The sequence below is a fragment of the Humidesulfovibrio sp. genome (assembly GCF_031082295.1).
GTDB lineage: Bacteria > Desulfobacterota > Desulfovibrionia > Desulfovibrionales > Desulfovibrionaceae > Humidesulfovibrio.
On the sequence record NZ_JAVHLD010000015.1, the window covers coordinates 24,579 to 47,508 of the forward strand.

The window sequence follows — 22,930 nt, forward strand, 5'->3', positions numbered from 1 at the left end:
GCGCAACCGCGGCCAAGATGTGTCAAAGTCAATTTCTTCTCGCCTGGTTCAAGTCTCTTGACTTAAGTCAAGTAATCCGCCAGAAAATAGGGTAAGCTACAAATGTGTGGGCACAGTTGCCAGGTGCAATTATTTCAGACAGTTGCATTTTGTGCCTGCGGGGAAGCCGTCCAGGGGTCCGCCTGGGCGGGACGTTTAGCCTGAAGGGGTGGGGGAATGAGTGACGAGAAACGTCGCGGCTTGAGGATTGTTCTTCTGGCGGGCGCAGTGGCCTTGGCCGTGGCGCTGTTCCTGGCCGTCGGCCCGCCGCAGCTCTTGGCCAAATCGGAAACCCCGGACTTCTGCGCCTCCTGCCACGTGATGGAGGCCGAGTACGAGGCCTGGTTCCACCAGGGCGCGCACCGGCGCAAAGTCTGCGTGGATTGTCACCTGCCCAATGACAGCCTCCCGTCGCACTATGTCTGGAAGTCCATCGACGGCATGAAGGACGTGCTGGTGTTCAACTCCGGGCGCGTGCCCGACGACATCCGCATCACCGAGCATGGCCGCAGGACAGTGCAGGCCAACTGCATCCGCTGCCATGAGGACACGGTGGAGATGATCAACCAGGAGCGCAACTGCACCGACTGCCACCGCCGCATCATGCACAAGCGCAGTGGCGCCATCGAAACGCAGTAGCGGGGCGGTCTCATGAGAACACAAATTTCTCCGTTGCAGGGGAACAACGCATTTACGGGAGGAGGAGCGACATGGCTTTGAGGAAAAAGGGAACCCTGTTCGTCGTTACAGTGGCTTTGGCGCTGGCGTACCTGGTCATCCCCTACGGCTGTGCGCCCAGCAAGCCGGAGATGGTCAAAACCGTCGCCATTCCCGATGGCGAGATCGATCCGGAGCTGTGGGGCAAGGCCTACCCGGAAGAATATGAGACCTGGAAGAAGACCAACGACCCCGAGCCCGCCGGAAAGAGCAAGTACAAGCGTGGCATGGACGCCGACCACCTGACCTACGACAAGCTCGCCGAGTACCCCTACATGGCGCTCTTGTTCAACGGCTGGGGCTTCGGCGTGGAGTACAACGAGCCCAAGGGCCACGCGCGCATGGTGCGCGACCAGCTTGAGATCGACGCCAGCCGCCTGAAGTCCGGCGGCGTGTGCCTCTCCTGCAAGTCGCCCTATTCCGTGCAGCTCCAGAAGCAGCTGGGCGAGGACTACTACTCCAAGCCCTACAAGGAAGTTCTGGCCATGATCCCGGAGAAGAACCGGGAGCTCGGCGTGGCCTGCATCGACTGCCACGACAACAAGGACATGGGCCTCAAGCTCTCGCGCGGGTTCACCCTGGGCGCGGCCCTGGACGCCATGAAGGTGGACCAGAAGAACCTGACCCGCCAGGAGAAGCGTAGCGCCGTGTGCGCCCAGTGCCACGTGACCTACAACGTGCCCAAGAACAAGGAGATGAAGTCCGTCGGCCTGTTCTTCCCGTGGCAGGGCAGCAAGTGGGGCGCCATCACCATCGAGAATATCGTCAAGGTCATCCGCTCCGACGACTCCTACCGCGAGTGGAAGCAGAACGTCACCGGCTACAAGATGGCCTTCATCCGCCACCCCGAGTTCGAGCTGTTCAGCAACAAGAGCACTCACTGGAAGGCCGGGGCCGCCTGCGCCGACTGCCACATGCCCTACACCAAGCAGGGCGTGAAGAAGTTCAGCGACCACCGCGTCATGAGCCCGCTCAAGAACGACATGAAGGCCTGCATGCAGTGCCACACCGAGACTGCAACCTGGCTCAAGGAGCAGGTCACCACCATCCAGGACCGCACCGCGTCCATGATGCTGCGCTCCGGCTACGCCACCGCCACCGTGGCCAAGCTCATCGAGTCCGCGCACAAGGCCCAGGCCGAGGGCAAGACCATCGACCAGACGCTGTATGACAAGGCGCGCGACTACTACGAGGAGGCGTTCTACCGCTCGCTGTTCATCGGCGCGGAGAACTCCATGGGCTTCCACAACCCGTCCGAGGCCATGCGTGTGCTGGGCGACTCTGTGGCCTTCGCGGGCAAGGCCGAGGGTCTGCTGCGCCAGGCGCTGACCAAGGCTGGCGTGGATGTGCCGCTCAAGGTCGACCTGGAGCTGGCCAAGTACCTGGACAACCGGGGCGAGAAGAAGATCATGTGGGACAAGAGCGTGGAGTTCAAGGACCCCTTCGGTCTGCAGGACCAGTTCTAGGCTGACGGTTCAGACAACGGCAAAACCAAGGCCCGTCGCGCAAGCGGCGGGCCTTTTCTACAATTGACTGTTGAGCTGTGTCAGCTATACTTAATTTCAATTCGGAGGGTCCATGCTAAAAGCCCGACAGGTGCTAGATGATTGCCGTTTTGCGCTAGACAGGCTGACTCACGCCGTGGGGCGGCAAGAGTATAGGGTCATGTTTTTGGCGACTATTGCTTTGTGTAGAGCGGTTGGCCATGTGCTCAGAAATGTTGATAGGGACCAGTCATCTGAAGCTGGACACAAAATTGACGTTCAATTCAAACAAATAGATGATTCAAAAAAAGACCCCCAAAGTATTTACTGGCATTTCATCAAGAAAGAACGCGACATTCTAATAAAAGAGTACCAGTGTAATTATGATGATGGGTCGCTAGATCTTTGGACATGTGACGATTGGTATTCGATCGTGGACATGAATTCCTGTGCAATGAAACATGGTCCATTCCAGGGCGTTGATTCGATAAAACTGCTTCGCCAGGCAATTGAATGGTGGGATACCCAGCTCAGTGAGATTGAAAGAAGTCTCCCAGGTGCAGCGAGTAAGGGGACACCATAACCTGAAGCAAGACCCCGCTCCTCCCGCAGTTGACAAACCCCGCCCCGCGGGTGACTTATCGCCATCCCAACCCCCATCACCAACAGCCCAAGGTGCCCGCATGCCCACGCCCCCGAAAGACAATACCGAAGCCCTCAAGCTGCGGCGCAAGGAACTGGGCACCCGCATCCAGGACTTTGAGAAGAAGATCAAGCACCTGACCCGGGAGCTCGCCGAGGAGAAGGCCAAGCCCGCCTTCAAGACCAGCAAGGACCCCCGCCACAGCAAGATTCAGGACCTCGCCCGGCGCAACGTGGCCAAGCTCCAGGACAAGCTCGACGAGGTCACGGAGCTGCGCGCCAAGGCCCTCAAGGAGCTGAACAAGATCAGCCTGGTCATCAAGGGGCAGGCGTAGCGGCCCCTGTCCGGCCCCTTCGCCGCATCCGCCCGCCGCTTCCCGCCTGTCGATTCTTTCCCTTCGCTTTCTGTACCCGTGTTTCCGCGCATGTCCCTGCCGACCGGCAGGGCGTCGCCTTCCGTTGGCCTCAAAACTGCATTCGCCTGTGGGGCTGCAGCAGTTGCCGGGTTATCCGGCCCCCAGAAGGTCCGCAACAGGAAGGAAGCGCATGCATACCCTGCCAGAATTGAAGAGAATGAACCGCGCCCTGCTCTCGCACGAGGCCAAGCACAACATCGGCCGCGTGGAGTCGTACCCCTCGCTGGTGGCCATCACCGCGCTGGAGAAGTGCAACTTCCGCTGCATCATGTGCTCCCAGCACCACAAGTCGGACGCGCAGATCAGCCAGGCGGCCCTGGAGCGGATCGGCCGCTCGCTGCCCTACACGGACTACGTGTGCATCACCGGCGGCGAGCCCTTCCTGTACGGGCACATCGACCAGTTCTTCCAGCTTTGCCACCAGGGCGGCTGCGAGCCCGTGGTGCAGACCAACGGCTCTCTGCTGCTGGAGCGGCAGCGCCGCATGCTGCTGAAGTGCGGGGTGGGCATCGTGAAGATCAGCTGCGACGGGGCCAGGGCCGAGACCTACAACCGCATCCGCCCGGGCGGCAACTTCAATACGCTTGTGCAGAACATCCGGCTGCTGACGGAGCTGAAAGCTGCCCGCGGGACAAAGCTGCCCGTGCTGGAGTTCAACTTCGTGGCGATGCGCTCGAACGTTTCGGAGCTTGTGCCGCTGGTCAATCTGGCCAAGGCCATCGGCGTGGAGGTCGTCAACGTGTTCCTGCTCCTGGCCGAGACGGAAGACATGGCCCGGGAGTCCCTGTATTTCCAGCCGGATTTGGCGGACCAGGAGTTTCTGCGCGCCGCCCTGGCAGGCAAGATGCTCGGGGTGAAGGTGAACGTGCCGCCGCTGTTTGCCGACAAGCCGGTGTACGCTGAGGCGGTGTGCGAGAGCCACCGCTGCGCCGCTCCCTGGCAGAGCATGACCGTGAACGTGGACGGCTCCGTGGCCATTTGCTGCGGCGGCGCAGGCCTGGCCGGGAACCTCAACACCGACAGCTTCGACGAGGTCTGGAACCACCGCTCCGCCGCAAGGTGCGCGAGACCGTGAACACGGAGAACGAGCTTCCCTGCTGCCGCAACTGCCGCCAGGGGCGCCCCGTGATCGACCAGGTGGCTGCGCACATTCAGAACCCGGAGCTGGCCGCCAGGGCGAAGGAATACTTCGCCAGCCTATAGCGGGCCACCACTCCCCGCTGCCAGGTCCGCCAATGTTCGCTGGAGCACCGACAGCGCCAGGACATTTGCGTAATTCGATGGTGAGTGGCCCCGTCGTGGGGCGTGCGCATCGTAACGGGAGGGGGCTTGGCGTGGACAATTTTATGCAGATAAGCGTGGCCGCGACGGATGTCATCGGGAAGGCCTTGCAGGATATCGACAGGGCGAGAAAGCCGGAATATCAAGTGTTTCTTGAGGACAACTGGGTTCTGATACTGGTCGTCCTCGCCGTTGCCGTTGCGGTTGTCATCACGAGACTGCTCAAAAAGTAACTTCCCTCAGCCCACGTTTTTCACATCCACCACCGGAGTGCCGTCGATGGCCTCCAGCGGGAACACGCGCAGCCTCGCCGGTTCGGCGATTTCCAGAATGGTGACCTCATGCAGCCCGAGGGGATTGGGCCTGTCCGGCGAGCGCGTGGCGAAGACCCCGCGCAGGGGCCGGGCCTTGTCCGCGCGCGGGTGGCATTGCAGCACGCCGCGGTCGCCCTGGTGCAGCCAGGTGACGACGAGGATGCGGCTGCCGACCTCCAGGCCCAGGAGCGCCGGAGCATAGGCCGCGTCGAGCTCCAGCCAGGCCTCGGGTGCGCCCTCCTCGCCGGATTTCGGCGCGGCGTCGCGGTGCTTGAGGCTTGAGCGCACATGGCCCAGGATGGTCAGCGTGGCGGTTTGCATAGCCTCCCCCCCCGAAGGATTCGCAGCTCTCAGCCGAAGTGGTCGAAGCCCGCGCGGGTGAAGTCCGCGCCGTTGACGCGCAGGCCGGGCGCGGCCGACACAGTGCCGATGTGCCGGGCGACGGGCAGCGCCAGGAGCACGCCGGAAAGGGCCTCAGGGGTCACGCCCGCCAGCAGGGAATAATCCTCGCCGCCGAGCATGAAGGCCTCGACGGGGCCGTGGCCCTGCGCGCAGAAGAACGCCAGCGCCTCCGGGTGCAGCATGTGCTCGAAGAGCTTCAGCTCGGCGCCCAGGCCCGACTCCAGGCCGACCAGGCGCGGGAGGTCGCGGGCCAGGCCGTCGGAAACGTCCATGAGCGCGCGCACGCCCGGCAGGCCAGCCAGGAGCTGTCCGTCGTCCAGGCGCGGCTCGGGCCGCAGGTGCGCGGCGGTGGCGGCGGGCATGGCCTCGCAGGCGGCGCGGCCGGTTGCCTCCAGCGCCAGCAGGCCAGCCCTGGCCAGTCCCGCCTCGCCCACCAGCACAAGCTCGTCGCCGGGGCGCACGGTGCCGCGCCGCAGCAGCGTTCCGGACGGGCCGGGCCGCCCGAACACGCAGAGGTCGAGGATGAGCGCCGGGCCTCGGCTCAGGTCTCCGCCCGCCAGGGGCAGGCCCAGGCGATTCGACAGCGCGGCCATGCCCGCCAGCATCTCGTCCAGAAACGCGTCGTCCACGCCTCCCGGTCCATCGGGGGGCAGGACCAGTGACAGCGCGCAGGCAATCGGGGCCGCGCCCATGGCGGCGAGGTCGCTTGCGGCCGCGGCCAGCGCCTTGTGGCCGATGTCGGCGGGGGAGAAGTACGAGCGCCGGAAGTGCGCGCCCTCAACGAACAGGTCGGTGCTCACGCACAGCGGGCCAAGGGCGCCCCCCTGCATGTCGAGGATGGCGCAGTCGTCGCCACGGCCAAGGAGGATGCCCTCGGCCTGGTTGGGGAAGTGGCGGTCGATGGCCGCGAGAAAGTCCTGTTCGGAGGTCGGCATGCATGTCTCCTCTGCGCATCTCTTGCCAGATTCTGCCCGCGCCGTCGATGCCCGGAGGGCCTTGACCGCGAGGCGCGGTTCAGCCGCCCCGGCGGAAGTCCGGGGTGAAGGCGGCGCTGGAGCCCACCTCCTGCACGAAGCCGTCGGAAAAGCCCAGGCGCTCCATGTGGCGGCGCACGGCCGCGTATTCGATGGGCTTGAGGCAGCGGTTGATCTCGGGAAACTCGCTGGCGCGGTGGGCCGGATAGTACTGGCCCATGAGGCTGACGGCCGTGTCTGTGCCCAGATTCTCGGCGATCCAGTCCAGGGCCAGGTCCGCGCGCCCCGCGTTGCCCGGCAGCACCAGCAGGCGGATGAGCAGCCCGCGCCGGGCGATGCCGTCCTCGACCACGAGCCGACCCACCTGGCGGTGCATCTCGGCGATGGCCGCGGTGGCCACCTCGGGATAGTCCGGCGCGGCGGAGTAGCGGGCGGCGGCGGTGGCGTCCATGTAGCGCAGGTCGGGGAGAAAGATGTCCACCAGGCCTTCCAGGCTGCGCAGGGACTCCACTGTCTCGTAGGCGCTGGAGTTCCAGACCACGGGGATGGTGAGCCCGCTGTTCCTGGCGAGGGTGAGGGCCTCGCGCAGCGGCGGCGTGAAGTGCGTGGGCGTGACCAGGTTCACGTTGTGCGCGCCCGCCAGCTCCAGTTCGAGCATCAGGGCCGTCAAGTCGTCCACGCTCAGGTCATGCCCCGGGCCGCCGCCATTCGGGCCGACTCCATTTGGGCCGTCACCCTCCTTGTCGGCACACTCGGGGCCGCCAAGGCAGATGTCGTGGTTCTGGCAGTAGACGCAGCGCAGCGAACAGCCGCAGAAGAAGATGGTGCCGCTGCCCCTGGCCTCCTGCGGCGCAAGGGAGGTCGTGCCGCTCAGCACCGGCTCCTCGCCGACGTGCAACTGCGCCAGGGCCACGCGCACGGTCGCGCCCATGCCGCACAGGCCGGGCTTTCGGGTACGGTCGACGCCGCAGGCGCGCGGACAGATGCGGCAGGCCTCGAGGCTGTTCCCGCTCATGCCGGCAGCGCCCCAGGTTGCGCCAGCAGAAAGGCCAGCTTGGCGGCGCGCGGGCGCTTCTTCACCGCCAGCTCCAGGCGCAGGGCCGCGCCCTTGTCCTCGCAGGGGGCGGAGGCCATGAGCGCCACGGGCAGGCGCGCGCGGGTGTATTTGGAGGCCGTGCCGGCGTTGTGCTCGGCCAGGCGGCGGGCGAGGTCCGTGGTCACGCCGCAGTAGAGCGTGCCGTCGGCGCAGGAGAGCAGGTACGCGGACCAGTTGGGCATGTGGCGATGATAGCCCCCATCATGGCACTTGCCAAGGCCGCGTGAGGCGATATACGTCCTCCACGCCGCCCGCTTGAAAACAGGGCGGCAACCGGAGGCTGAAAGCTTTGTCCAAGATCACCGTCCAGAATGTCGCGAAATCCTACGGGGGCGAGGAGCTGTTCCGCAACCTCTCCTTCGAGGCCCTGCCGGGCATGCGCCTGGCCGTGGCCGGTCCAAACGGCTCCGGCAAGAGTACGCTTCTGCGCGTGCTGGCCGGGCGCACCGAGCCCGACGGCGGCAGCGTGGTCATGAGCAAGGGCGCGCGCCTGGGCTACGTGGCCCAGGAGCTGTCGCAGGCCGATCTCGTCGAGCCGCTTTTGGGTTGGGTGCTCTCCGTGCTGCCCAACTGGCGCGACTTCTGGCGCGAGTGGGAGCATGCCGCCGAGGAGCGCGACGAGGCCAGGCTGAAGAAGCTGGCCGAGCGCCAGGCCCGGTTCGAGGAGCAGTACGGCTACAACCCGGAGCACAGGGCCAGGGCCATCCTCTCCGGCCTGGGCTTCAAGGACGAGAAGCTGGCCCGCAGGCTGGAGACGCTCTCCGGCGGCTGGCGCGAGCGGGCCAAGCTGGCGCGCGTGCTGCTGCAGGGGGCGGACATCCTGCTGCTGGACGAGCCCACCAACCACCTGGACCTGGAGGCGGTGGAGTGGCTGGAGGACTACCTCCTGAATTTCAAGGGCACGCTGATTTTCGTGGCCCACGACCGGGTGTTTTTGGAGCGCGTGGGAACCCACGTGCTGGTGCTGGGCCTGAACCGCCCCGTGGTGCGCGCCGGTTCGTTCAGCCAGTTCGTGGCCTGGATGGAGGAGAACGCCGACCAGCGTGAGCGCGAGGCCGCCAAGCTGGCCGCCCGCATCGACCACGAGGAGACCTTCGTCAGCCGCTTCCGGGTCAAGGCGCGCAAGGCCGCCCAGGCCCAAAGCAAGCTCAAGAAGGTGGACAAGCTCAAGGAGGAGCTGACCAAGCTCAAGGACGAGCAGCTCTCGGCACGGCCTGGCCGCAGGCTGTCGTTCCGCCTGCCGGAGCCGGGGCGCGGCGACAAGGTCGTGCTGAATGTGGTGGACCTGGAGTACGCCTACCCCGACCGCCCGGAGAAAAAGGTCTTCAGCGGGCTGAACTTCCAGATCTTCCGCGGCAAGAAGATCGCCCTGGTGGCGCCCAACGGCAAGGGCAAGTCCTCGCTGCTGAAGGTCCTGGCCGGGGTGAACACGCCCACCAAGGGCTACGCCAAGCTTGGCTCCAACACCCAGATGGGCTACTTCAGCCAGCATGCGCAGGAGATCCTGCGCTCCACGGGCACGGTCATCGGCGAGATGCGCCGCCTCTCCGATCCCAGAAGCACCGAAGAGCAGCTCATGGGCGTGCTGGGCCTGTTCCTGCTGGGCGAGAAGTACTTCGAGCGCCCGGTGGCCGCGCTCTCCGGCGGCGAGAAGGGCAGGCTGGTGCTGGCCAGCCTGTTCATGGGCCGCTGCAATTTCCTCATCCTCGACGAGCCCACCAACCACCTGGACCTTGAGACCCGCGAGGGCCTTGTGGCCGCGCTCAAGGACTACGAGGGCACGCTGCTCATGGTGGCGCACGACCGCCACCTCATGGCCGAGGTGGCCGAGGAGGTCTGGACGCTTGGCCCGGACGGGCTGACCCAGCGCCACGAAGGGTTCGAGGACTACGACGCCAAGCGCCGCGTCGCGCTGACCGAGGCCAAGCTGGAGTCGCGCCGTGACGCCCGCAAGCCGGACGGTGCGCCGGTTGCGGCGGCCTCCGGGGGCGAGGCCGACGAGGCGCAGGGTGGCAAGCGCCTGTCCAAGGAGGACAAGCGCCGTCAGGCCGAGCTGCGCAACGCCTACTCGCGCAAGCTCAAGCCCCTGCGCGAGGAGTACGCCAAGTGCGAGCAGGACCTTGAGCGCGTGCTGCTTGAGCAGGGCGAGCTGGAGGCCAAGATGAACGACCCCGCCACCTACGAGAGCGGCGGCGAGGCCATCGCGGTGAACAACCAGTACCGCGAGGTCAGCGATTGGGCCGAGAGGCTCATGGAGCGCATGGGCGAGCTGGAGGCCGACATGGCCGCGCTCCAGGCGAAAATGGATGCCGAGATGGAGGCCTTCGGTGAGTAGCGCGCCCGGCCTGAAGCCAGACCCCAGGCCCGATCTTGAGGTCGTGGCGGGGGTTGTCTGGCGAGATGGGCGGTTTCTTGCCGTCGAGCGCCCGAAGGGCAAGGCCCACGCTGGTTGGTGGGAGTTCCCCGGCGGCAAGGTGGAACCCGGCGAGTCTCTGGCCGACGCCCTCATCCGCGAGCTTGAGGAAGAGTTGTCCTTCACCTCCACCGAGCTCGTGTTCTGGCGCGAGAAGCGCTTCGTGTACCCGCAGGGGCCGGTGCGCCTGCACTTTTTCCACGTCACGCGATTCACCGGCGAGGTCGTGCCGCTGGAGGGCCAGCGCTTCGCCTGGTTCACGCCGGGCCAGGCCGACGTGTCCATCTTCCTGCCCGCCAACGCGGACATCGTGCCCGCGCTCGCGTGGCCGCCACCCCTGAAGTAATCCCGCTGAATACCCCCCCCGGCCAGCGCCGAGGCGGCCGCCACGCCCAGGGCAAGCCCCTTGGCGGGCTGCTGCGCGCATGGCCTCCTGAAGAAGAGTCCTCCAGACGCGCATCAAAAATCCTCGCGCATTGACTCTTATCCTTCTTTCGTCCAAGTATATGACAATCCTTTTCACTCGTTGCCCGCCAACGCCAACCCGAAGGCAGTCTTGCATGAGCAACTATGCCGCGCACCTTTTGCTGGAAAAGGCCCCCCTTTGGTCGGAGCGCATCGCCGCGCGCTGCGAGGGCAGGAGCCTCACCTATGCCGAGCTGGTGCGGCTGTCCAAGGCCATGGGCGGCCTGCTGCGCCAGCGGGGCGTCGAGCCCGGCGGCAAGGTGCTCCTGGTCCTGCCGGACAGCTTTTCCCTCCTGGCGAGCTTTCTCGGCTGCATGCTGGGGGGCATGGTTCCCGCCCCGCTGAACAGCCGCCTGCGCCGCCAGGATTATGCCGAGTGCCTCGCGGACATCGAACCCGCGCTGGTCATCGTTTCCGCCGGGCACGAGGCCCTGGACGCCGCCGCCGAAGCCGGCGTGCCCGCCCTGGTCCTGGATGACCACAGCCTTGAGCCGCTGCTGCAAGACGTTGCCCCCGTGGTTGCGCATCCCTCCGGGCTGGACGACGTCGGCGTGTTTTTCGTCACCTCCGGCACCACGGGCCACCCCAAGGTCGTGCCCCACCGCCACGAGGACTTTTTCGTCGTGGGCGAGTGCATGGGGAATTTCTTCGGCATTAGGCAGGACGATGTCCTCTTGTGCTCCGCCAAGATCGGCCACGCCTACGGCATGTTCTCCTCGCTCATCATGCCGCTTCAGGTCGGCGCCACGGTGGTGCTCGACCCGGACAAGCCCACCCCGGAGAACACCCTGCGGCTGTTCGCGGAGGAGAAGGTCACGGTCTTCCTGTCCGTGCCTGTCCTGTTCACCATGCTGCTGCTGGCCATGGATTCCCCGGAGGGCGCTTCCCCCGCGGGACTTGGGCAGGTGCGGCTGTGCTTCGCCGCGGGCGAGGCCCTGCCCGGAGCCGTGTTCGAGAGCTGGCGCGCAAAAACGGGTTTGGAAATCTGGCAGGGCTACGGCTCAACGGAGACGATGACCTTCATCATCGGCAGCCGCCCGCCGGACATCGTGCCCGGCACGGCGGGACGGGTGCTTAAGCCCTATCAGGCGTGCGTTCTGGACGAAAACCACCGCCCGGTCCCGTCCGGCGTGCCCGGACAGATCGCCGTGCGCGGGGCCTCGGTCACACGCGGCTACCACAACGCGCCGGAATGGACGCGCCGGATATTCACCGCCGACGGGCTGCTGCTCACCGGCGACATGGGCGTGGAGCGCGACGGCCTGTTCACTATCATGGGCCGCATGGACGACATGTTCAAGGCGGGCGGGCTGTGGGTTTCGCCCATGCGGGTGGAGAACGCGCTGCTCTCGCACCCCGACGTTGCCCAGTGCGCCGTCACCGGAGGCGACGTGGGCGCCTTCACCCTGGTGCGGGCGCATGTGGTGCCGAAGCAGGGGCGGGAGGCCGGGCAGGAGCTGGTGGAGTCCCTGCGGCGCCACGCCCTGGAGTCGCTGCCCGACTACATGGTCCCCACGGACATAGTTTTTCACGCCTCCCTGCCCATGACGGCCAGCGGGAAGATCCAGCGGTTCGTCCTGCGGCGGGAGGCCTCAAACGGTTGATGCGCGCTTTCTCGATCGTGAACAAACCTGAGACGCAAGGAGCATTTCATGTCGGCAACACTGGAAGACCTCAAGAAGACCTTCGCTTTCGCCATTCCCGCTGATGTCCTGGCCAAGCTCGACCCGGCCAAGCCGCTGGCCGCCCAGGGCGTTGATTCCCTCGCCATGACGGCCATGGCCGTGGCCATGCAGAACGCCTTCGGCGTGAAGGTCAGCGTCGAGGAAGGGTTGAAGCTGAAGACGCTCAACGACGTCCTGGCCTTCGTCAACAAGGCCCGCTAGCAGGGGCTGCAGACAACATGACGACACGCGCGGAGGCCCTGGCCCGGCTCAGCCAGCAGCCGGACACCGTTCAGCCGGGGCTTGTCTACGTGGTGGAGGCCTTCCGGCCGGAAGACGCCGAGGCCGTGTGCGACCTGTTCTACAGGGTCTATCAGGACGCCTACCCCGTCGACATGTACTACATCCCCGACGCCGTGCGCGGCGCGGTGGCAGAGGGCGCGCTGTATCCGGTGGTGGCCCGCCTGGCGGGGGGGGAGGTCATCGGGTTCGCGGCGTTGTACCGCTCCTCCCCGCCCTTCGCCGGGTTGCTGGAGTTCGGGCTGGGCATGGTGCACCCGGCGTATCGCGGCTCGCTCATCCTGTTCCACCTGACCACCGAACTCATGGACCTGATGAACTCGCTGCCGTCGGTCGAGGCGGTGTACGGCGAGGCCGTGTGCGACACCATCATCACCCAGCACTCCAGCGCCCTGTTCGGCTTCAGGGAGGTGGCCCTGGAACTGGAGCTCATGCCGGGGGGCGGCTCGGGCCGCATCTCCTGCCTGGCCGTATTCCGCAACATCCGCGACCGCAGGCGCACGCTGCATGCCCCGGCGTTCTGCGCCGGGGAGCTGGGCAAGCTTCTGGCCTGGGCGGAGCTTGACCGCGAGGTGGTGGCGCTGGGGGAGGAGTCCCTGGCCGCGCAGGCGACGCGCCTGGAAGTCCAGACCTTCGCCCACGCCGGGGTCATGCGCGGCAACGTGTACAGCCTGTCCGGCGACGGCGCGGCGGCCATGCGCCAGGCCGAGGCCGCGGCGGCGGAGCAGGGCTGCCGCGTCTTCCAGTGGTTCCTGAACCTGGCCGAGCCCAGCGCGGCGGCCGGGGCCTGGCCGCTGGCCCGCAACGGCTACCGGCTGGGGGGGCTCATGCCGCGCTGGTTCGACGACGACGCCCTGCTCATGCAGAAGCTTCTGGACCCTCCCGCGGTGGAGCGCATCAACCTCTACTCTGACCGCGCGCGCGAGATTCAGGCCATGACCTTGGCGGAGCCCGCCCTGTAGCCCCTGGCCGGTTGAGCCCATCGCAACCGGCCAGAGCCCCTGTCCTGCTCCGCAACTCTCAAACAGAAATGTTCGGCCCGGGTTCCCCTCCTGTGCCGTGCATTGCCGCGCCCCGCGCTATCCCAAGGGGCTTAAGCTTCTCTGGCGGCGCAGGCTTGTGCCAAATCCTCACCCGAACATTGTGAATCCTGGCGCAACCGTTGCGGGCCGGGTCAAGAAAGGATACAGGCCTAGTTTCTGCGCCCACCCCGGAGTGAATCCTTTCGATCATCATGGCGCGGCAACAACCAAGGAGTCCTGACGCGTGCGCATCGCGGACCTGATACCAACTCGCAAGCCATTTTTGTCGCTGGAGTTTTTCCCGCCCAAAGACCGCGACACCTGGCCCAAGTTCTTCGAAGAGGTCGAGAAGCTTAAGGCGCTCGACCCACTCTTCGTCTCCGTCACCTATGGCGCGGGTGGCGGCACCCAGGCCAATACGCTCGACATCGTCACCCGCATGAAGAACGACCTGGGCCTTGAGCCCATGGCGCATCTGACCTGCGTGGGCGCATCAAGCGACGCGCTCAACGGCTTCCTCAAGGCCATCACCGAGGCGGGCATCCAGAACGTGCTGGCCCTGCGCGGCGACCCGCCCAAGAACGTGGAGAACTTCTCGTTCGAAGGGCAGGAGTTCAAGCACGCCTCCGACCTGGTAAAGTTCATCCGCCGGGGCTACCCGGACATGGGCATCGGCGTGGCGGGCATTCCCACCATGCACCCGGAGTCGGCCTCGCTCGCGGACGACCTCAAGTGGTTGAAGCACAAGGTGGACGCGGGCGGCCAGTTCGTGGTCACGCAGCTGTTCTTCGAGAACGAGCTGTACCTGACGTACGTTCAGCGCCTGCGCGAAATGGGCGTCAACGTGCCGATCCTGCCGGGCATCATGCCCATTTTGAGCATGAAGTCCGCCGAGTTCATCGCCGGCCTGAACGGCCGCGAAGTGTTCGGCGGATTCTATGAGAAGCTGGAGGCGGCCTTTGCCAAAGGCGGCGACGAGGCCGTGCGCGAGCTTGGGCTCGCCCATGCCACGAGCCAGGTCCAGGGGCTTCTCGACGCGGGAGTGCCGGGCGTGCATCTGTACACGCTCAACCGCGCCGAGGCGTGCTTGTCCATCATGAACAACATCATCATCCGCTAAACGGGGGAAGCCAAATTATGAGCGCGAAGAATCCGAGAGTTGCAGTGGTGGGCGCCACGGGCGCAGTTGGCCGCGAGATGCTTGAAGTGCTGGCCCAGCGCCAGTTCCCGGCCTCCGAGGTCGTTCCCTTCGCCTCGGCCCGGTCCGCGGGCAGCAAGGTCGAGTTCGCCGACGGCGAGCTCACCGTGCGCGAGCTGAAGGAAGACTCCTTCGCCGGGTTCGATCTGGCCCTGTTCTCCGCCGGGGGCTCCACCTCCGAGAAGTACGCGCCGCTCGCCGCGAAAGCGGGCTGCGTCGTGGTCGACAACTCCAGCGCCTGGCGCATGGACCCGGGGTGCCCGCTGGTGGTGCCGGAGGTCAACCCCAAGGACCTGGAGTGGCACAACGGCATCATCGCCAACCCCAACTGCTCCACCATCCAGATGGTGGTGGCCCTGAAGCCCCTGCACGACGAGGCCAGGATCAAGCGCATCGTCGTCAGCACGTACCAGGCCGTTTCCGGCACCGGGCAGAAGGCCATCGCCGAGCTGGAGACCCAGACCGCCAGGCTCATGAACGGCCAGGAAGTCATCCCCCAGGTGTACCCCTACCAGATCGCGTTCAACTGCCTGCCGCAGATCGACGTGTTCATGGAGAACGGCTACACCAAGGAAGAGATGAAAATGGTCAACGAGACCAAGAAGATAATGGGCGACGACTCCATCCGCGTCACCGCCACCACCGTGCGCGTGCCCGTGTTCTTCAGCCACTCCGAGTCCGTGAACATCGAGACGGAGCAGAAGCTCACCGTCGAGGACGTGCGCAGCATCCTGGCCCAGGCCCCGGGCGTCACCGTGGCCGACTACCCGGAGAAGAAGGTCTACCCCATGCCCATCGACGCCGCCGGGCAGGATGACGTGTTCGTGGGCCGCATCCGCGAGGACGAGTCCATCGACAACGGCATCAACATGTGGATCGTGGCCGACAACATCCGCAAGGGCGCCGCGCTGAACGCCGTGCAGATCGGCGAGGAGCTCATCCGCCGCAACCTGCTGCGCGTGCCGAAGTAGAAGCAACCAAAGGAGGGCGCCCATGCGCGTCGCTACTTCGCAGGAATACCTGGAGGCCATGCTGGAGGCCATCCGGCCCGGCACCGAGGAGGTGCTGGCCTTCTATGACCACCGCATCGGCGTCATCGGCACGGACCCGAAGCTCATGCTCATGCCCTGGGACGACCACCTGGTGCACCGGGGCGACGGCGTGTTCGAGACCATCAAGTACGTGGGCCGCAAGCTGTACCAGCTGGATCCGCACCTGCGGCGCATGAAGCTCTCCTGCCAGGCCATCCACCTGGAGCCGCCGTGCTCCTGGACGGAACTGAAGGAGGCCATCATCGAGCTGGCCAGCGCTGGCAACGAGCCCGACGGGCTCATCCGCGTTCTGCTCGGCCGCGGGCCGGGCGGCTTCGGGGTGGACCCCTACGAGAGCCCGGTGCAGAGCCTGTACCTGGTGGCCTACCGCATGCACAAAAAGCCGGAGTCGTACTTCGACAAGGGCGTCACGGCCTTCCGCACCAGCATCCCGGCCAAGCAGGCCTGGATGGCCACGGTGAAGACCACCAACTATCTGCCCAACGTGCTCATGAAACGCGAGGCGGTGAACGGCGGCTTTGATTTCCCCTTCTGCTACGACGACAAGGGGTTCCTGGCCGAGGGCGCGACCGAGAACGTCTGCCTCGTCGACGAGTCGGGCAAGCTGGTGATCCCTGAGTTCACCAACTCGCTGGCCGGAACCACGCTCATGCGCGCCGTGGATCTGGTGAAGGACGAAATGGACATCATCTTCAAGGGCGTCACCGAGGACGAGGTCTTCACCGCCCGCGAGGTCATGATGGTGGGCACCAGCTTCGACTGCGTGTCCGTGGTGCGCTACAACAACAAGCCCATTCACGATGCCCGGCCCGGCCCGGTGAGCAAGCGCATCCGCGCGCTGCTCCAGGCCGACCTGGCGCTGAGCGGCACGGCGTTCTAAGCCGCGCCAGCCCGAGCATGCAACAACGCCCGGTCCCCCTGTTTTGGGAGGCCGGGCGTTTTGTTGTTGATGGGCCGCAAATGGCTTGAGCCGTCGCTAGCAGCCGTCGCCCGTGCCGCAGCAGGCCTTGCCCACGCCGCCGCGCCTGGCGCGCAGGGCTTCCAGCCTGGCTATGCCGTCCTCGCCGTAGGCCAGCGCCAGGGCTTCCTCGATGAACCCGGAGCAGGCCGCCGCCGGGGTGCCGCTCTCGGCCAGGATCCTGCGCGGGGTGTCGCCCACGGCCGCCACCAGCACGGCCCGGCAGTCGGACAGCAGCTTGGCCAGGTCCTCCCAGCGGGAAGGGCCGCACCCGGCGGTCGGGGCCTGCCGCTCCTCGACCATGCGGAAGCCGCCGTTTTCGGCCAGCCCCCAGATCTGGAAGCGCTTGGCTTCGCCCAGGTGCAGGTTCACCAGCAGGCCTTCGCGGGTGGCCACGGCCACGTAGGGGCGGTCGGCCTTGTTCGCGGGGGGCATCTTGCTGCAGGCGGAAAGCACGCCGCCAAGCTCGGTGGAGCGGTCGTGGCACAGGAGCCCCACGGCGTCGGCGCGGCAGCGGCGGCAGTGGGTCATTTGCGGCACCAGGGGGCCTGCCTCGGCGCGCAGGGCGTTTATCTGCTCCTTGGAGGGCTCGACGAGCTCTCCGAACGGGGTTCCCTCGGTGGGGTGCATGGGCATCAGGTTCTGCAGGTCCACGCCGAGTTCTTGAGCCTTTTGGGCCACGGCCTGGATGTGGGTGTCGTTCACGCCGGGGATGACGATGGTGTTGACCTTCACGGCCAGCCCGCGGGCCTTCAGGCCTTCGATGGCCTCCAACTGGCGGCCGAGGATGAGCTCGGCGGCGTCCTGGCCGCGATAGACCACGTTTCCGTCGCGCACCCAGGAGTAGATCTTGGCGCCGATGGCCGGGTCGATGGTGTTGAGCGTCACCGTGGCGTGGGTAACGCCCAGGTCGGCCAGGTCGTCCAGGTACTCGGGCATGGCCAAACCGTTGGAGGACAGACAGAAGAGCATGTGCGGGTATTCCTTGCGGATGAGGCGCATTGTCTCAAGCGTCTCCGCCGGGTTGGCCATGGGGTCGCCGGGGCCGGCGATGCCGATGACCGTGATGCGCGGTTCCTTGTCCAGCACCTGCCTGGTGTATTCCAGGGCCTGGAAGGGCTTCAGGATGCCGCTGGTCACGCCGGGGCGCGACTCGTTCACGCAGTCGTACTTTCTGTTGCAATAGTTGCACTGGATGTTGCACTTGGGCGCCACCGGCAGGTGCACGCGGCCGCAGGAGCCGGACGATTCCTTGTTGAAGCAGGGGTGCTTGACGGACTTCGGGTCGACACTGGCGGATGTGTTGGGAGTAGTGATGATGGTCTGCATGGTCGGCTCCTTTCTCTGATATGTCGAGCTGCTAGAGGTATCCGTAGCCGATGTCGGAATCGTTCTGCTTCTTTTCAAGGACGAGGTTCACCAGCCGGTCGAACAGGGCCTGCGCGCCCCGGTAGCCCAGGTGCAGCAGCCGCTGCCCGCCGAAGCGGTCGTGGATGGGAAAGCCCACGCGCAGAAGCGGGATGTTCCACTCGCGCGCGGCCCGCTGGCCCTTGCTGTGGCCCACCAGCAGGTCCGGGGCGAGGGTCTTCGCCTCTTCCACGATGTCGAAGAAGTCCGCGCCCTCGCGAATTATCGGTCTCAGATGGGGGGGCATCTCCCGCAGCACGGAGCCGCAGGCCGCCTCAATGTGCGCGGAGAGGTTGCGGTTCCTGGCGCCGGTTGCCACCAGCACGGGGTGCACGCCGATCTCGGCCAGGAAGCTCGTCAGGCCGATGCACAGGTCTTCCTCGCCGTAGACCACGGCCTTGAGGCCGGAGACGTACTTGTGGCCGTCCACCAGGGAGTCGATGTAGCGGCCGCGCTCTAGAAGCAAATCGCGCGGGGTGTCGACCCCGGTGATGGACTTGAGCGTGGCGAACAGCGCGTCCGTCTCGCGGATGCCCATGGGCAGGCCCAGGCGGAACAGCGGGGTGCCGAAGCGTTCGTTGAGGGACGTGCCGGCGGTGTCCTGGGTCGAGATTGCCCGGCCCAGCTCCACGCTGGCGCGCGCGCCACTCATGGCGCGGATGTCGGCCACGCTGGTGCCGCCGGAGGGGATGTTCTCGTATTCCAGCAGGGCCGGGGCGTCGAGGGTCTCGGAGTAGTCCGGCAGGACGATTGCCTCCACGCCGAAGCCCCGGAAGATCTCCTTCAGGTGGCGGATGTCCGCCGGGGAGACCATGCCGGAGAAGAGGTTCACGCGGGAGTTGGCCGGGGCCGCGTTTTCCCGTGAGCCGGGGCAGAGCTGGTCCACGAGGGCCTTCACCGCGCCGTGGAAGCCGTCCATGTGCGTGCCGGAGTAGCTCGGCGTGGACACGTGCACCAGTTCTGCCAGCGGCAGGTCCTTGAACTCCTCGCGGAACTCGGTCAGCAGGCGCGCCACGTCGTCGCCAATGGTCTCGGTGAGGCAGGTGGTGGCAACGCCGATGACGCCCGCGCCGTACTTCTGCATGGCGTTCAACAGGCCCTTCTTGAGGTTGGGGCCGCCGCCGTAGATGGCGTTCTTTTCGCCGAGCGACGAGGACGCGATGTCCATGGGCTCGCGGAAGTGGCTGATGATGTAGCGGCGCATGTAGGTGGCGCAGCCCTGGGAGCCGTGCAGGAAGCTCACCGCGCCCTCCACGCCCTTGAAGGCCAGGGTGGCGCCCAGCGGAGTGCACAGCTTGCAGGCGTTGGTGGTGGCGACGTTGCTTAAGCCCTTGTAGTCGCTGGCCGACGCGGCGGGAGCGCTGACTGCGGAATCAATGACGGCGTTCAGGTCCATGGTCTACGCCTCCTCGATCGGACGGTTCTGGGACTCGCGCCGGGGCACGAACTGCCAAATGGGGCTCATGACCGAGGCGTGCACTTCCTTGGCGAAGTTCAGCATGCCCACGAAGCCCTCCAGCGCGATCTTGCGCTCGTGGTTGTGGTCGCAGAAGCCGACGCCCAGCTTGAAGGCGATGGGGCGCTCCTTCACGCCGCCCACGAAGATGTCCACGTCCTTTTCCTTGAGGAAGGCGGACAGCTCCAGCGGGTTGGCGTCGTCCACCACGATGGTGCCGGGCGCGCAGATGGCGGCCAACTCGCGGTAGTCATCCTCGGTGCCGGTCTGGGAACCCACGATGACCACTTCCATGCCCAGGTGGCGGAAGGCCTTGACCAGGGAGAAGGCCTTGAAGCTGCCGCCCACGTACACGGCGGCCTTCTTGCCCTCCAGGTCGCGGCGGAACTCCTTGAGCTGCGGCATGAGGGTGGCCAGCTCGTCGCGGACGAGGAGCGCGGTGCGCTCGACCATGCCCGCCGCCAGCTCCGGCTGGGTCAGCTCGAAATGCTCGGCCACGGCGTACAGGCTCTCGGCCACGTCCTCGATGCCGATCCACGACACGCGCAGGAAGGGGATGCCGAAGTCCTCTCGCATCATCTTGGCCAGGTCCTGGGTGGAGCCGGAGCACTGCACGAGGTTCAGGGCCGCGCCGTGCGCGCGCTTGAGGTCGTCCACGCGGCCGTCGCCCGTGATCCCGGCCACCACCTCGATGCCCATGCGGTTCAGGTAGTCCTTGATGATCCAGGTCTCGCCCGCCAGGTTGAAGTCGCCCATGATGTTCACGGAGAGCTTCGAAATGTCCGCGGTCTCGCCGGTGCCCACCAGGGTGCGCATGGCCTTGCACGCGGCCAGGTAGCCCTCGCGCTTGTTGCCCTTGAAGCCCTCGCTCTGCACCGGGATGACCGGGATGCCGTGGCGGGCGCTGGCGGCCTTGCACACGGCGGCAAGGTCGTCGCCGATGAGGCCCACGATGCAGGTGGAGTACACGAAGGCGGCCTTGGGCTCGTAGCGCGGGATGAGCTCGTCCAGGGCCTTGGCCAGCTTCTTCTCGCCGCCGAACACGACGTCGAGCTCCTGCAGGTCGGTGCTGAAGGACAGGCGGTGCAGCTCCGGGCCGGAGGACAGCGCGCCACGGATGTCCCAGGTGTAGGCAGCGCAGCCGATGGGGCCGTGCACCAGGTGCAGGGCGTCGGCGATGGGGTAGAGCACCACGCGCGAGCCGCAGAACACGCAGGCGCGCTGGCTCACCGCTCCGGCGAGGCTGTCGCGGTTGCAGGCCATGGCGAAGTCGCCGTCGCCCACGCGGTGGATCTGGTCCTTGCGCTCCTCGAATATTGTCGCACGCTCCGCAGGGATCGCCGCGGAATCTTCGGGGCAGGCGATGTGTTCCGGCGTGAGGGCCTTGGCTGTCTCGGTCATGATGGACTCCCTTGTCCCGCTGCCCTAGGGCAGGGTGCGCCGCAGGCAGACGAGGTTTGTGGGCATGAAGCCGCAGGCGCGGTAGAAGTCGTGGGACGGCGCGTTGTCGCGGTCGGCCAGCAGTTGCAGGCGGGTGGCGCCCAGGCGCGTGCCCCAGGCCTCGATCCGTGTGAGCAGCGCCCGGCCGATGCCCAGGCCGCGAGACTCCGGCCGGACCACCACGTCTTCCACCAGCAGCGACGGGCCGCCCTCTGCGGTGGAGACGACGACCTGGGCCGTGGCCATGCCGACCACCACGCCGGCGGTATCGGCCACAAGCACCAGGCGGTTCTTGGCGCCCTCTAGCATCTGCAGGAGGCCGTCGCGCTGCCGCCGCGCGTCCACCGCAAAGTCCGCCTCCAGGGAGAAGAGCATTCCCAGGAGTTCGACCAGGGCGTCCAGGTCGCTTGTGCGGGCTTCGCGGATGGTGCAGGCGGCAGTCATGGGATGCTCCTCTGAATGTCTGAACTAGGACAGCAGATACTCGGCCGCGGGGGTGCCCGCTTCCAGGCCGTCGGCCATGGCATCGAGAATGGCGTCGATGGCTTCCTCGCTGTTCACGCCCTTGAACCAGAGGTTGTCGGGCTGAATCACCAGGATGGGGCCTTTCTCGCACTGCTTGAGACAGCCGGTGGTGGCGACCTGCACGTCCAGGCCGCGGTCCAGAATGCCTTCCTCGATGTACTGCAGCAGGCCGTCGGTCTGCTTGTGGCAGATGCCCTTGGGCTCCTTGCCCAGGCGGAAGCTCTGACAGACCAGGATGAGTTTTTCGGGCAGCGCCATGGTGATGCTCCTTGAGGCTTGAGGTTGTTGTTTCGTTTGTGTCAGCTGAAAATGTTGAGTTTAATTAGCCTTCACACGCTTCTTGCCGTTTTTTTTTCCGCCTCCGTACAGGGCGTCCACAGCGGACTGCACATCCGCCTCGGTGGTCATGACCGTGATGCCGCGCTCGGAGAGCACCTTGCGGGGGTTTGCGCCCACGCTGGAGGCCAGAATGGCGAAGCAGTCGGACAGGGTGTCGGCAAGGGCGTTCCAGCGGGCGTCGCCGTTGCCGGAGCCCGTTGCCACCGGTTCCGGCGCGTTGCGGGTGCCAAGCAGGCTCGGCAGGCCGTCGCGCTCGCGCGGGCCGTAGACCAGAAAGCGGATGGCCTGGCCCAGGTGCAGGTCGACCTCGAGCCCGCCGGAGCTGGCCACGGCGACATTGGCGCGGCCGGGCGAGGGCTTGGGCAGGGCCGGGTTCTGGAGATCGAGCACCGCCGCGGTCCCGGCATGCTCCACCCAGGTGATGTCCTGGCCGCAGGGATCGGCCTCGGGAACCAGGGCGATGTGCTTTGCGGCGGCGGCGCGCAGCTCTGCCAGGCGCTCCGGCGCCAGGGGCGGCAGGGCCGGGGCTTCCAGCTCCTGCATGGCGTCCGGCTGGTCGGCGGGCTTGCTGCCGCAGCTGGACGACGTGGCGCAGGAGGAGCACTTCACGGGGGTGCAGGGCACGCTGTCGCAGCCGCAGCCGGTGGCGCCGACGGGCGTCGCCGGGGTGAAGGGCAGCACGGCCAGCATGTCCGCGCCAAGCGAGGCCACGATGCTCGCCACGTCGGGCACGTGCTCCTCGTTGATGCCCGCGTACACGGTCATGTTGACCTTGACGAAGAGCCCGGCCTCGCGAAGGTAGCGGATGGCCTGGGCCTGGGCGTCCACAAGCAGCCGGGAGGCCTCGGGCAGCGGCAGGGTGCGCTTGCCGGGGCGAATCCAGGCGAAAAGCTTTTCCACGATGAGCGGGTCCACCGCGTCCACCAGCAGCGTCACCTGCGAGACCCCGGCCTCGGCCAGCTGGGCGGTCAGCTCGGCGATGGAGGTGTCCTGCGGGCACAGGCCGATGGTGGTCAGCGAGAGCGACAGCTCCGGGTGGGCGGCGCGTACGGCGCGCAGCGTCTCAAGGGTCGTGGCCGGATCGGCCAGGGGGTCGCCGGGGCCGCTGATGCCCACGGTGGAGAGCTTGACGCCTCCGTCCGTGGTGTCGGACAGCACGCGGTCCAGCCACTGGGTCACGTCGCGAGGGGAAAGGGCGCGGCCGGGGGTCTCGGGTTCGCCGAAACGGCGGCGCACGTTTGTCTTGGCGGCCACGGGCAGGAAGATGCTCCCGCCCTTGGCGCATGCGGACCTGGTGGGGCTGGGGTTGGCGGCGTTTGTCATCGG

The 22,930-nt window shown here is 66.5% G+C and carries 25 protein-coding genes and 1 pseudogene; 16 read left to right on the forward strand and 10 right to left on the reverse strand.

The genetic code is table 11. The annotated features are described in order from the left end of the window. The first annotated feature begins 216 nt into the window (after positions 1 to 216). The 7 genes from nrfH to RDU24_RS09555 all read left to right on the forward strand — a co-directional run bounded on the left by nrfH (position 217) and on the right by RDU24_RS09555 (position 4,812). Entirely contained in the window at positions 217 to 678 is a 462-nt protein-coding gene (gene nrfH / locus RDU24_RS09525; protein ID WP_308735514.1) for a cytochrome c nitrite reductase small subunit, read from the forward strand. A 71-nt stretch (positions 679 to 749) separates the two neighbouring features. After that, positions 750 to 2,222, forward strand: a complete 1,473-nt coding sequence (locus tag RDU24_RS09530; protein ID WP_308735515.1) for an ammonia-forming cytochrome c nitrite reductase subunit c552 — start codon at positions 750 to 752, stop codon at positions 2,220 to 2,222. Positions 2,223 to 2,334: 112 nt separating this feature from the next. Further along, positions 2,335 to 2,823: a hypothetical protein gene (locus tag RDU24_RS09535; protein ID WP_308735516.1), complete on the forward strand. Its 489-nt coding sequence runs from the start codon at positions 2,335 to 2,337 to the stop codon at positions 2,821 to 2,823. A 100-nt stretch (positions 2,824 to 2,923) separates the two neighbouring features. After that, positions 2,924 to 3,217, forward strand: a complete 294-nt coding sequence (locus RDU24_RS09540) for a hypothetical protein (protein WP_308735517.1) — start codon at positions 2,924 to 2,926, stop codon at positions 3,215 to 3,217. 211 nt (positions 3,218 to 3,428) lie between these two features. Beyond that, a complete protein-coding gene (locus tag RDU24_RS09545; protein WP_308735518.1) occupies positions 3,429 to 4,373 on the forward strand; it encodes a radical SAM protein in 945 nt (314 codons plus the stop codon). Next, positions 4,370 to 4,501 carry a hypothetical protein gene (locus tag RDU24_RS09550; RefSeq protein WP_308735519.1) on the forward strand — a complete coding sequence of 44 codons (132 nt, stop codon included), beginning with the start codon at positions 4,370 to 4,372 and terminating at the stop codon, positions 4,499 to 4,501. The genes RDU24_RS09545 and RDU24_RS09550 overlap by 4 nt, the downstream gene beginning before the upstream one ends. A 131-nt stretch (positions 4,502 to 4,632) precedes the next feature. Further along, positions 4,633 to 4,812, forward strand: coding sequence for a hypothetical protein (locus RDU24_RS09555; RefSeq protein WP_308735520.1), 180 nt, complete (start codon positions 4,633 to 4,635; stop codon positions 4,810 to 4,812). 6 nt (positions 4,813 to 4,818) lie between these two features. Here RDU24_RS09555 and tsaA read toward each other — a convergent pair whose 3' ends face one another. From tsaA to RDU24_RS09575, 4 genes are all read right to left on the reverse strand, one after another. Continuing rightward, positions 4,819 to 5,214 carry a tRNA (N6-threonylcarbamoyladenosine(37)-N6)-methyltransferase TrmO gene (tsaA, locus tag RDU24_RS09560; protein ID WP_308735521.1) on the reverse strand — a complete coding sequence of 132 codons (396 nt, stop codon included), beginning with the start codon at positions 5,212 to 5,214 and terminating at the stop codon, positions 4,819 to 4,821. A gap of 29 nt (positions 5,215 to 5,243) precedes the next feature. Then, positions 5,244 to 6,230 carry a thiamine-phosphate kinase gene (thiL, locus tag RDU24_RS09565; RefSeq protein WP_308735522.1) on the reverse strand — a complete coding sequence of 329 codons (987 nt, stop codon included), beginning with the start codon at positions 6,228 to 6,230 and terminating at the stop codon, positions 5,244 to 5,246. Positions 6,231 to 6,309: 79 nt separating this feature from the next. Next, positions 6,310 to 7,284, reverse strand: a complete 975-nt coding sequence (locus RDU24_RS09570) for a radical SAM protein (RefSeq protein ID WP_308735523.1) — start codon at positions 7,282 to 7,284, stop codon at positions 6,310 to 6,312. Next, positions 7,281 to 7,547, reverse strand: a complete 267-nt coding sequence (locus RDU24_RS09575; protein WP_308735524.1) for a GIY-YIG nuclease family protein — start codon at positions 7,545 to 7,547, stop codon at positions 7,281 to 7,283. Before RDU24_RS09575 ends, RDU24_RS09570 begins: the two co-directional genes overlap by 4 nt. A gap of 107 nt (positions 7,548 to 7,654) precedes the next feature. Between RDU24_RS09575 and RDU24_RS16070 the strand changes: the two are divergent. From RDU24_RS16070 to RDU24_RS09615, 9 genes and pseudogenes are all read left to right on the forward strand, one after another. Then, positions 7,655 to 8,197, forward strand: a pseudogene (locus RDU24_RS16070) (ATP-binding cassette domain-containing protein); the annotation flags it as partial. Between the two features lie 153 nt (positions 8,198 to 8,350). Further along, the gene (locus tag RDU24_RS09580; protein WP_441319111.1) at positions 8,351 to 9,700 is read left to right on the forward strand and encodes an ATP-binding cassette domain-containing protein; all 1,350 of its coding nucleotides are present in this window, start codon (positions 8,351 to 8,353) and stop codon (positions 9,698 to 9,700) included. Further along, complete coding sequence (locus RDU24_RS09585; protein ID WP_308735526.1) at positions 9,693 to 10,124, forward strand: (deoxy)nucleoside triphosphate pyrophosphohydrolase; 432 nt, start codon at positions 9,693 to 9,695, stop codon at positions 10,122 to 10,124. Before RDU24_RS09580 ends, RDU24_RS09585 begins: the two co-directional genes overlap by 8 nt. Before the next feature lie 214 nt (positions 10,125 to 10,338). Next, complete coding sequence (locus RDU24_RS09590) at positions 10,339 to 11,847, forward strand: class I adenylate-forming enzyme family protein (RefSeq protein ID WP_308735527.1); 1,509 nt, start codon at positions 10,339 to 10,341, stop codon at positions 11,845 to 11,847. A 48-nt stretch (positions 11,848 to 11,895) separates the two neighbouring features. Further along, positions 11,896 to 12,129 carry an acyl carrier protein gene (locus RDU24_RS09595; RefSeq protein ID WP_308735528.1) on the forward strand — a complete coding sequence of 78 codons (234 nt, stop codon included), beginning with the start codon at positions 11,896 to 11,898 and terminating at the stop codon, positions 12,127 to 12,129. Positions 12,130 to 12,146: 17 nt separating this feature from the next. Beyond that, on the forward strand, positions 12,147 to 13,169 hold the full coding sequence (locus tag RDU24_RS09600; RefSeq protein ID WP_308735529.1) for a hypothetical protein: 1,023 nt from the start codon (positions 12,147 to 12,149) through the stop codon (positions 13,167 to 13,169). 304 nt (positions 13,170 to 13,473) lie between these two features. Continuing rightward, on the forward strand, positions 13,474 to 14,349 hold the full coding sequence (locus RDU24_RS09605) for a methylenetetrahydrofolate reductase (RefSeq protein ID WP_308735530.1): 876 nt from the start codon (positions 13,474 to 13,476) through the stop codon (positions 14,347 to 14,349). Between the two features lie 17 nt (positions 14,350 to 14,366). Beyond that, positions 14,367 to 15,398 carry an aspartate-semialdehyde dehydrogenase gene (locus tag RDU24_RS09610; protein WP_308735531.1) on the forward strand — a complete coding sequence of 344 codons (1,032 nt, stop codon included), beginning with the start codon at positions 14,367 to 14,369 and terminating at the stop codon, positions 15,396 to 15,398. A gap of 22 nt (positions 15,399 to 15,420) precedes the next feature. Then, positions 15,421 to 16,359 carry an aminotransferase class IV gene (locus RDU24_RS09615; protein ID WP_308735532.1) on the forward strand — a complete coding sequence of 313 codons (939 nt, stop codon included), beginning with the start codon at positions 15,421 to 15,423 and terminating at the stop codon, positions 16,357 to 16,359. A gap of 96 nt (positions 16,360 to 16,455) precedes the next feature. On the opposite strand, the gene nifB is transcribed toward RDU24_RS09615, so the two are convergent. Genes nifB through RDU24_RS09645 form a run of 6 tightly spaced genes read right to left on the reverse strand, consistent with a single transcriptional unit; the run spans position 16,456 to position 22,927 of the window. Continuing rightward, positions 16,456 to 17,766 carry a nitrogenase cofactor biosynthesis protein NifB gene (nifB, locus tag RDU24_RS09620; protein WP_308735533.1) on the reverse strand — a complete coding sequence of 437 codons (1,311 nt, stop codon included), beginning with the start codon at positions 17,764 to 17,766 and terminating at the stop codon, positions 16,456 to 16,458. Between the two features lie 31 nt (positions 17,767 to 17,797). Further along, on the reverse strand, positions 17,798 to 19,240 hold the full coding sequence (locus tag RDU24_RS09625) for a nitrogenase component 1 (RefSeq protein ID WP_308735534.1): 1,443 nt from the start codon (positions 19,238 to 19,240) through the stop codon (positions 17,798 to 17,800). A gap of 3 nt (positions 19,241 to 19,243) precedes the next feature. After that, positions 19,244 to 20,701, reverse strand: a complete 1,458-nt coding sequence (gene nifE / locus RDU24_RS09630; protein WP_308735535.1) for a nitrogenase iron-molybdenum cofactor biosynthesis protein NifE — start codon at positions 20,699 to 20,701, stop codon at positions 19,244 to 19,246. A 24-nt stretch (positions 20,702 to 20,725) separates the two neighbouring features. Beyond that, entirely contained in the window at positions 20,726 to 21,184 is a 459-nt protein-coding gene (locus RDU24_RS09635) for a GNAT family N-acetyltransferase (RefSeq protein ID WP_308735536.1), read from the reverse strand. 24 nt (positions 21,185 to 21,208) lie between these two features. Next, a complete protein-coding gene (locus tag RDU24_RS09640) occupies positions 21,209 to 21,523 on the reverse strand; it encodes a (2Fe-2S) ferredoxin domain-containing protein (protein ID WP_308735537.1) in 315 nt (104 codons plus the stop codon). Between the two features lie 60 nt (positions 21,524 to 21,583). Further along, positions 21,584 to 22,927 carry a radical SAM protein gene (locus RDU24_RS09645; protein WP_308735538.1) on the reverse strand — a complete coding sequence of 448 codons (1,344 nt, stop codon included), beginning with the start codon at positions 22,925 to 22,927 and terminating at the stop codon, positions 21,584 to 21,586. Positions 22,928 to 22,930 lie beyond the last annotated feature (3 nt).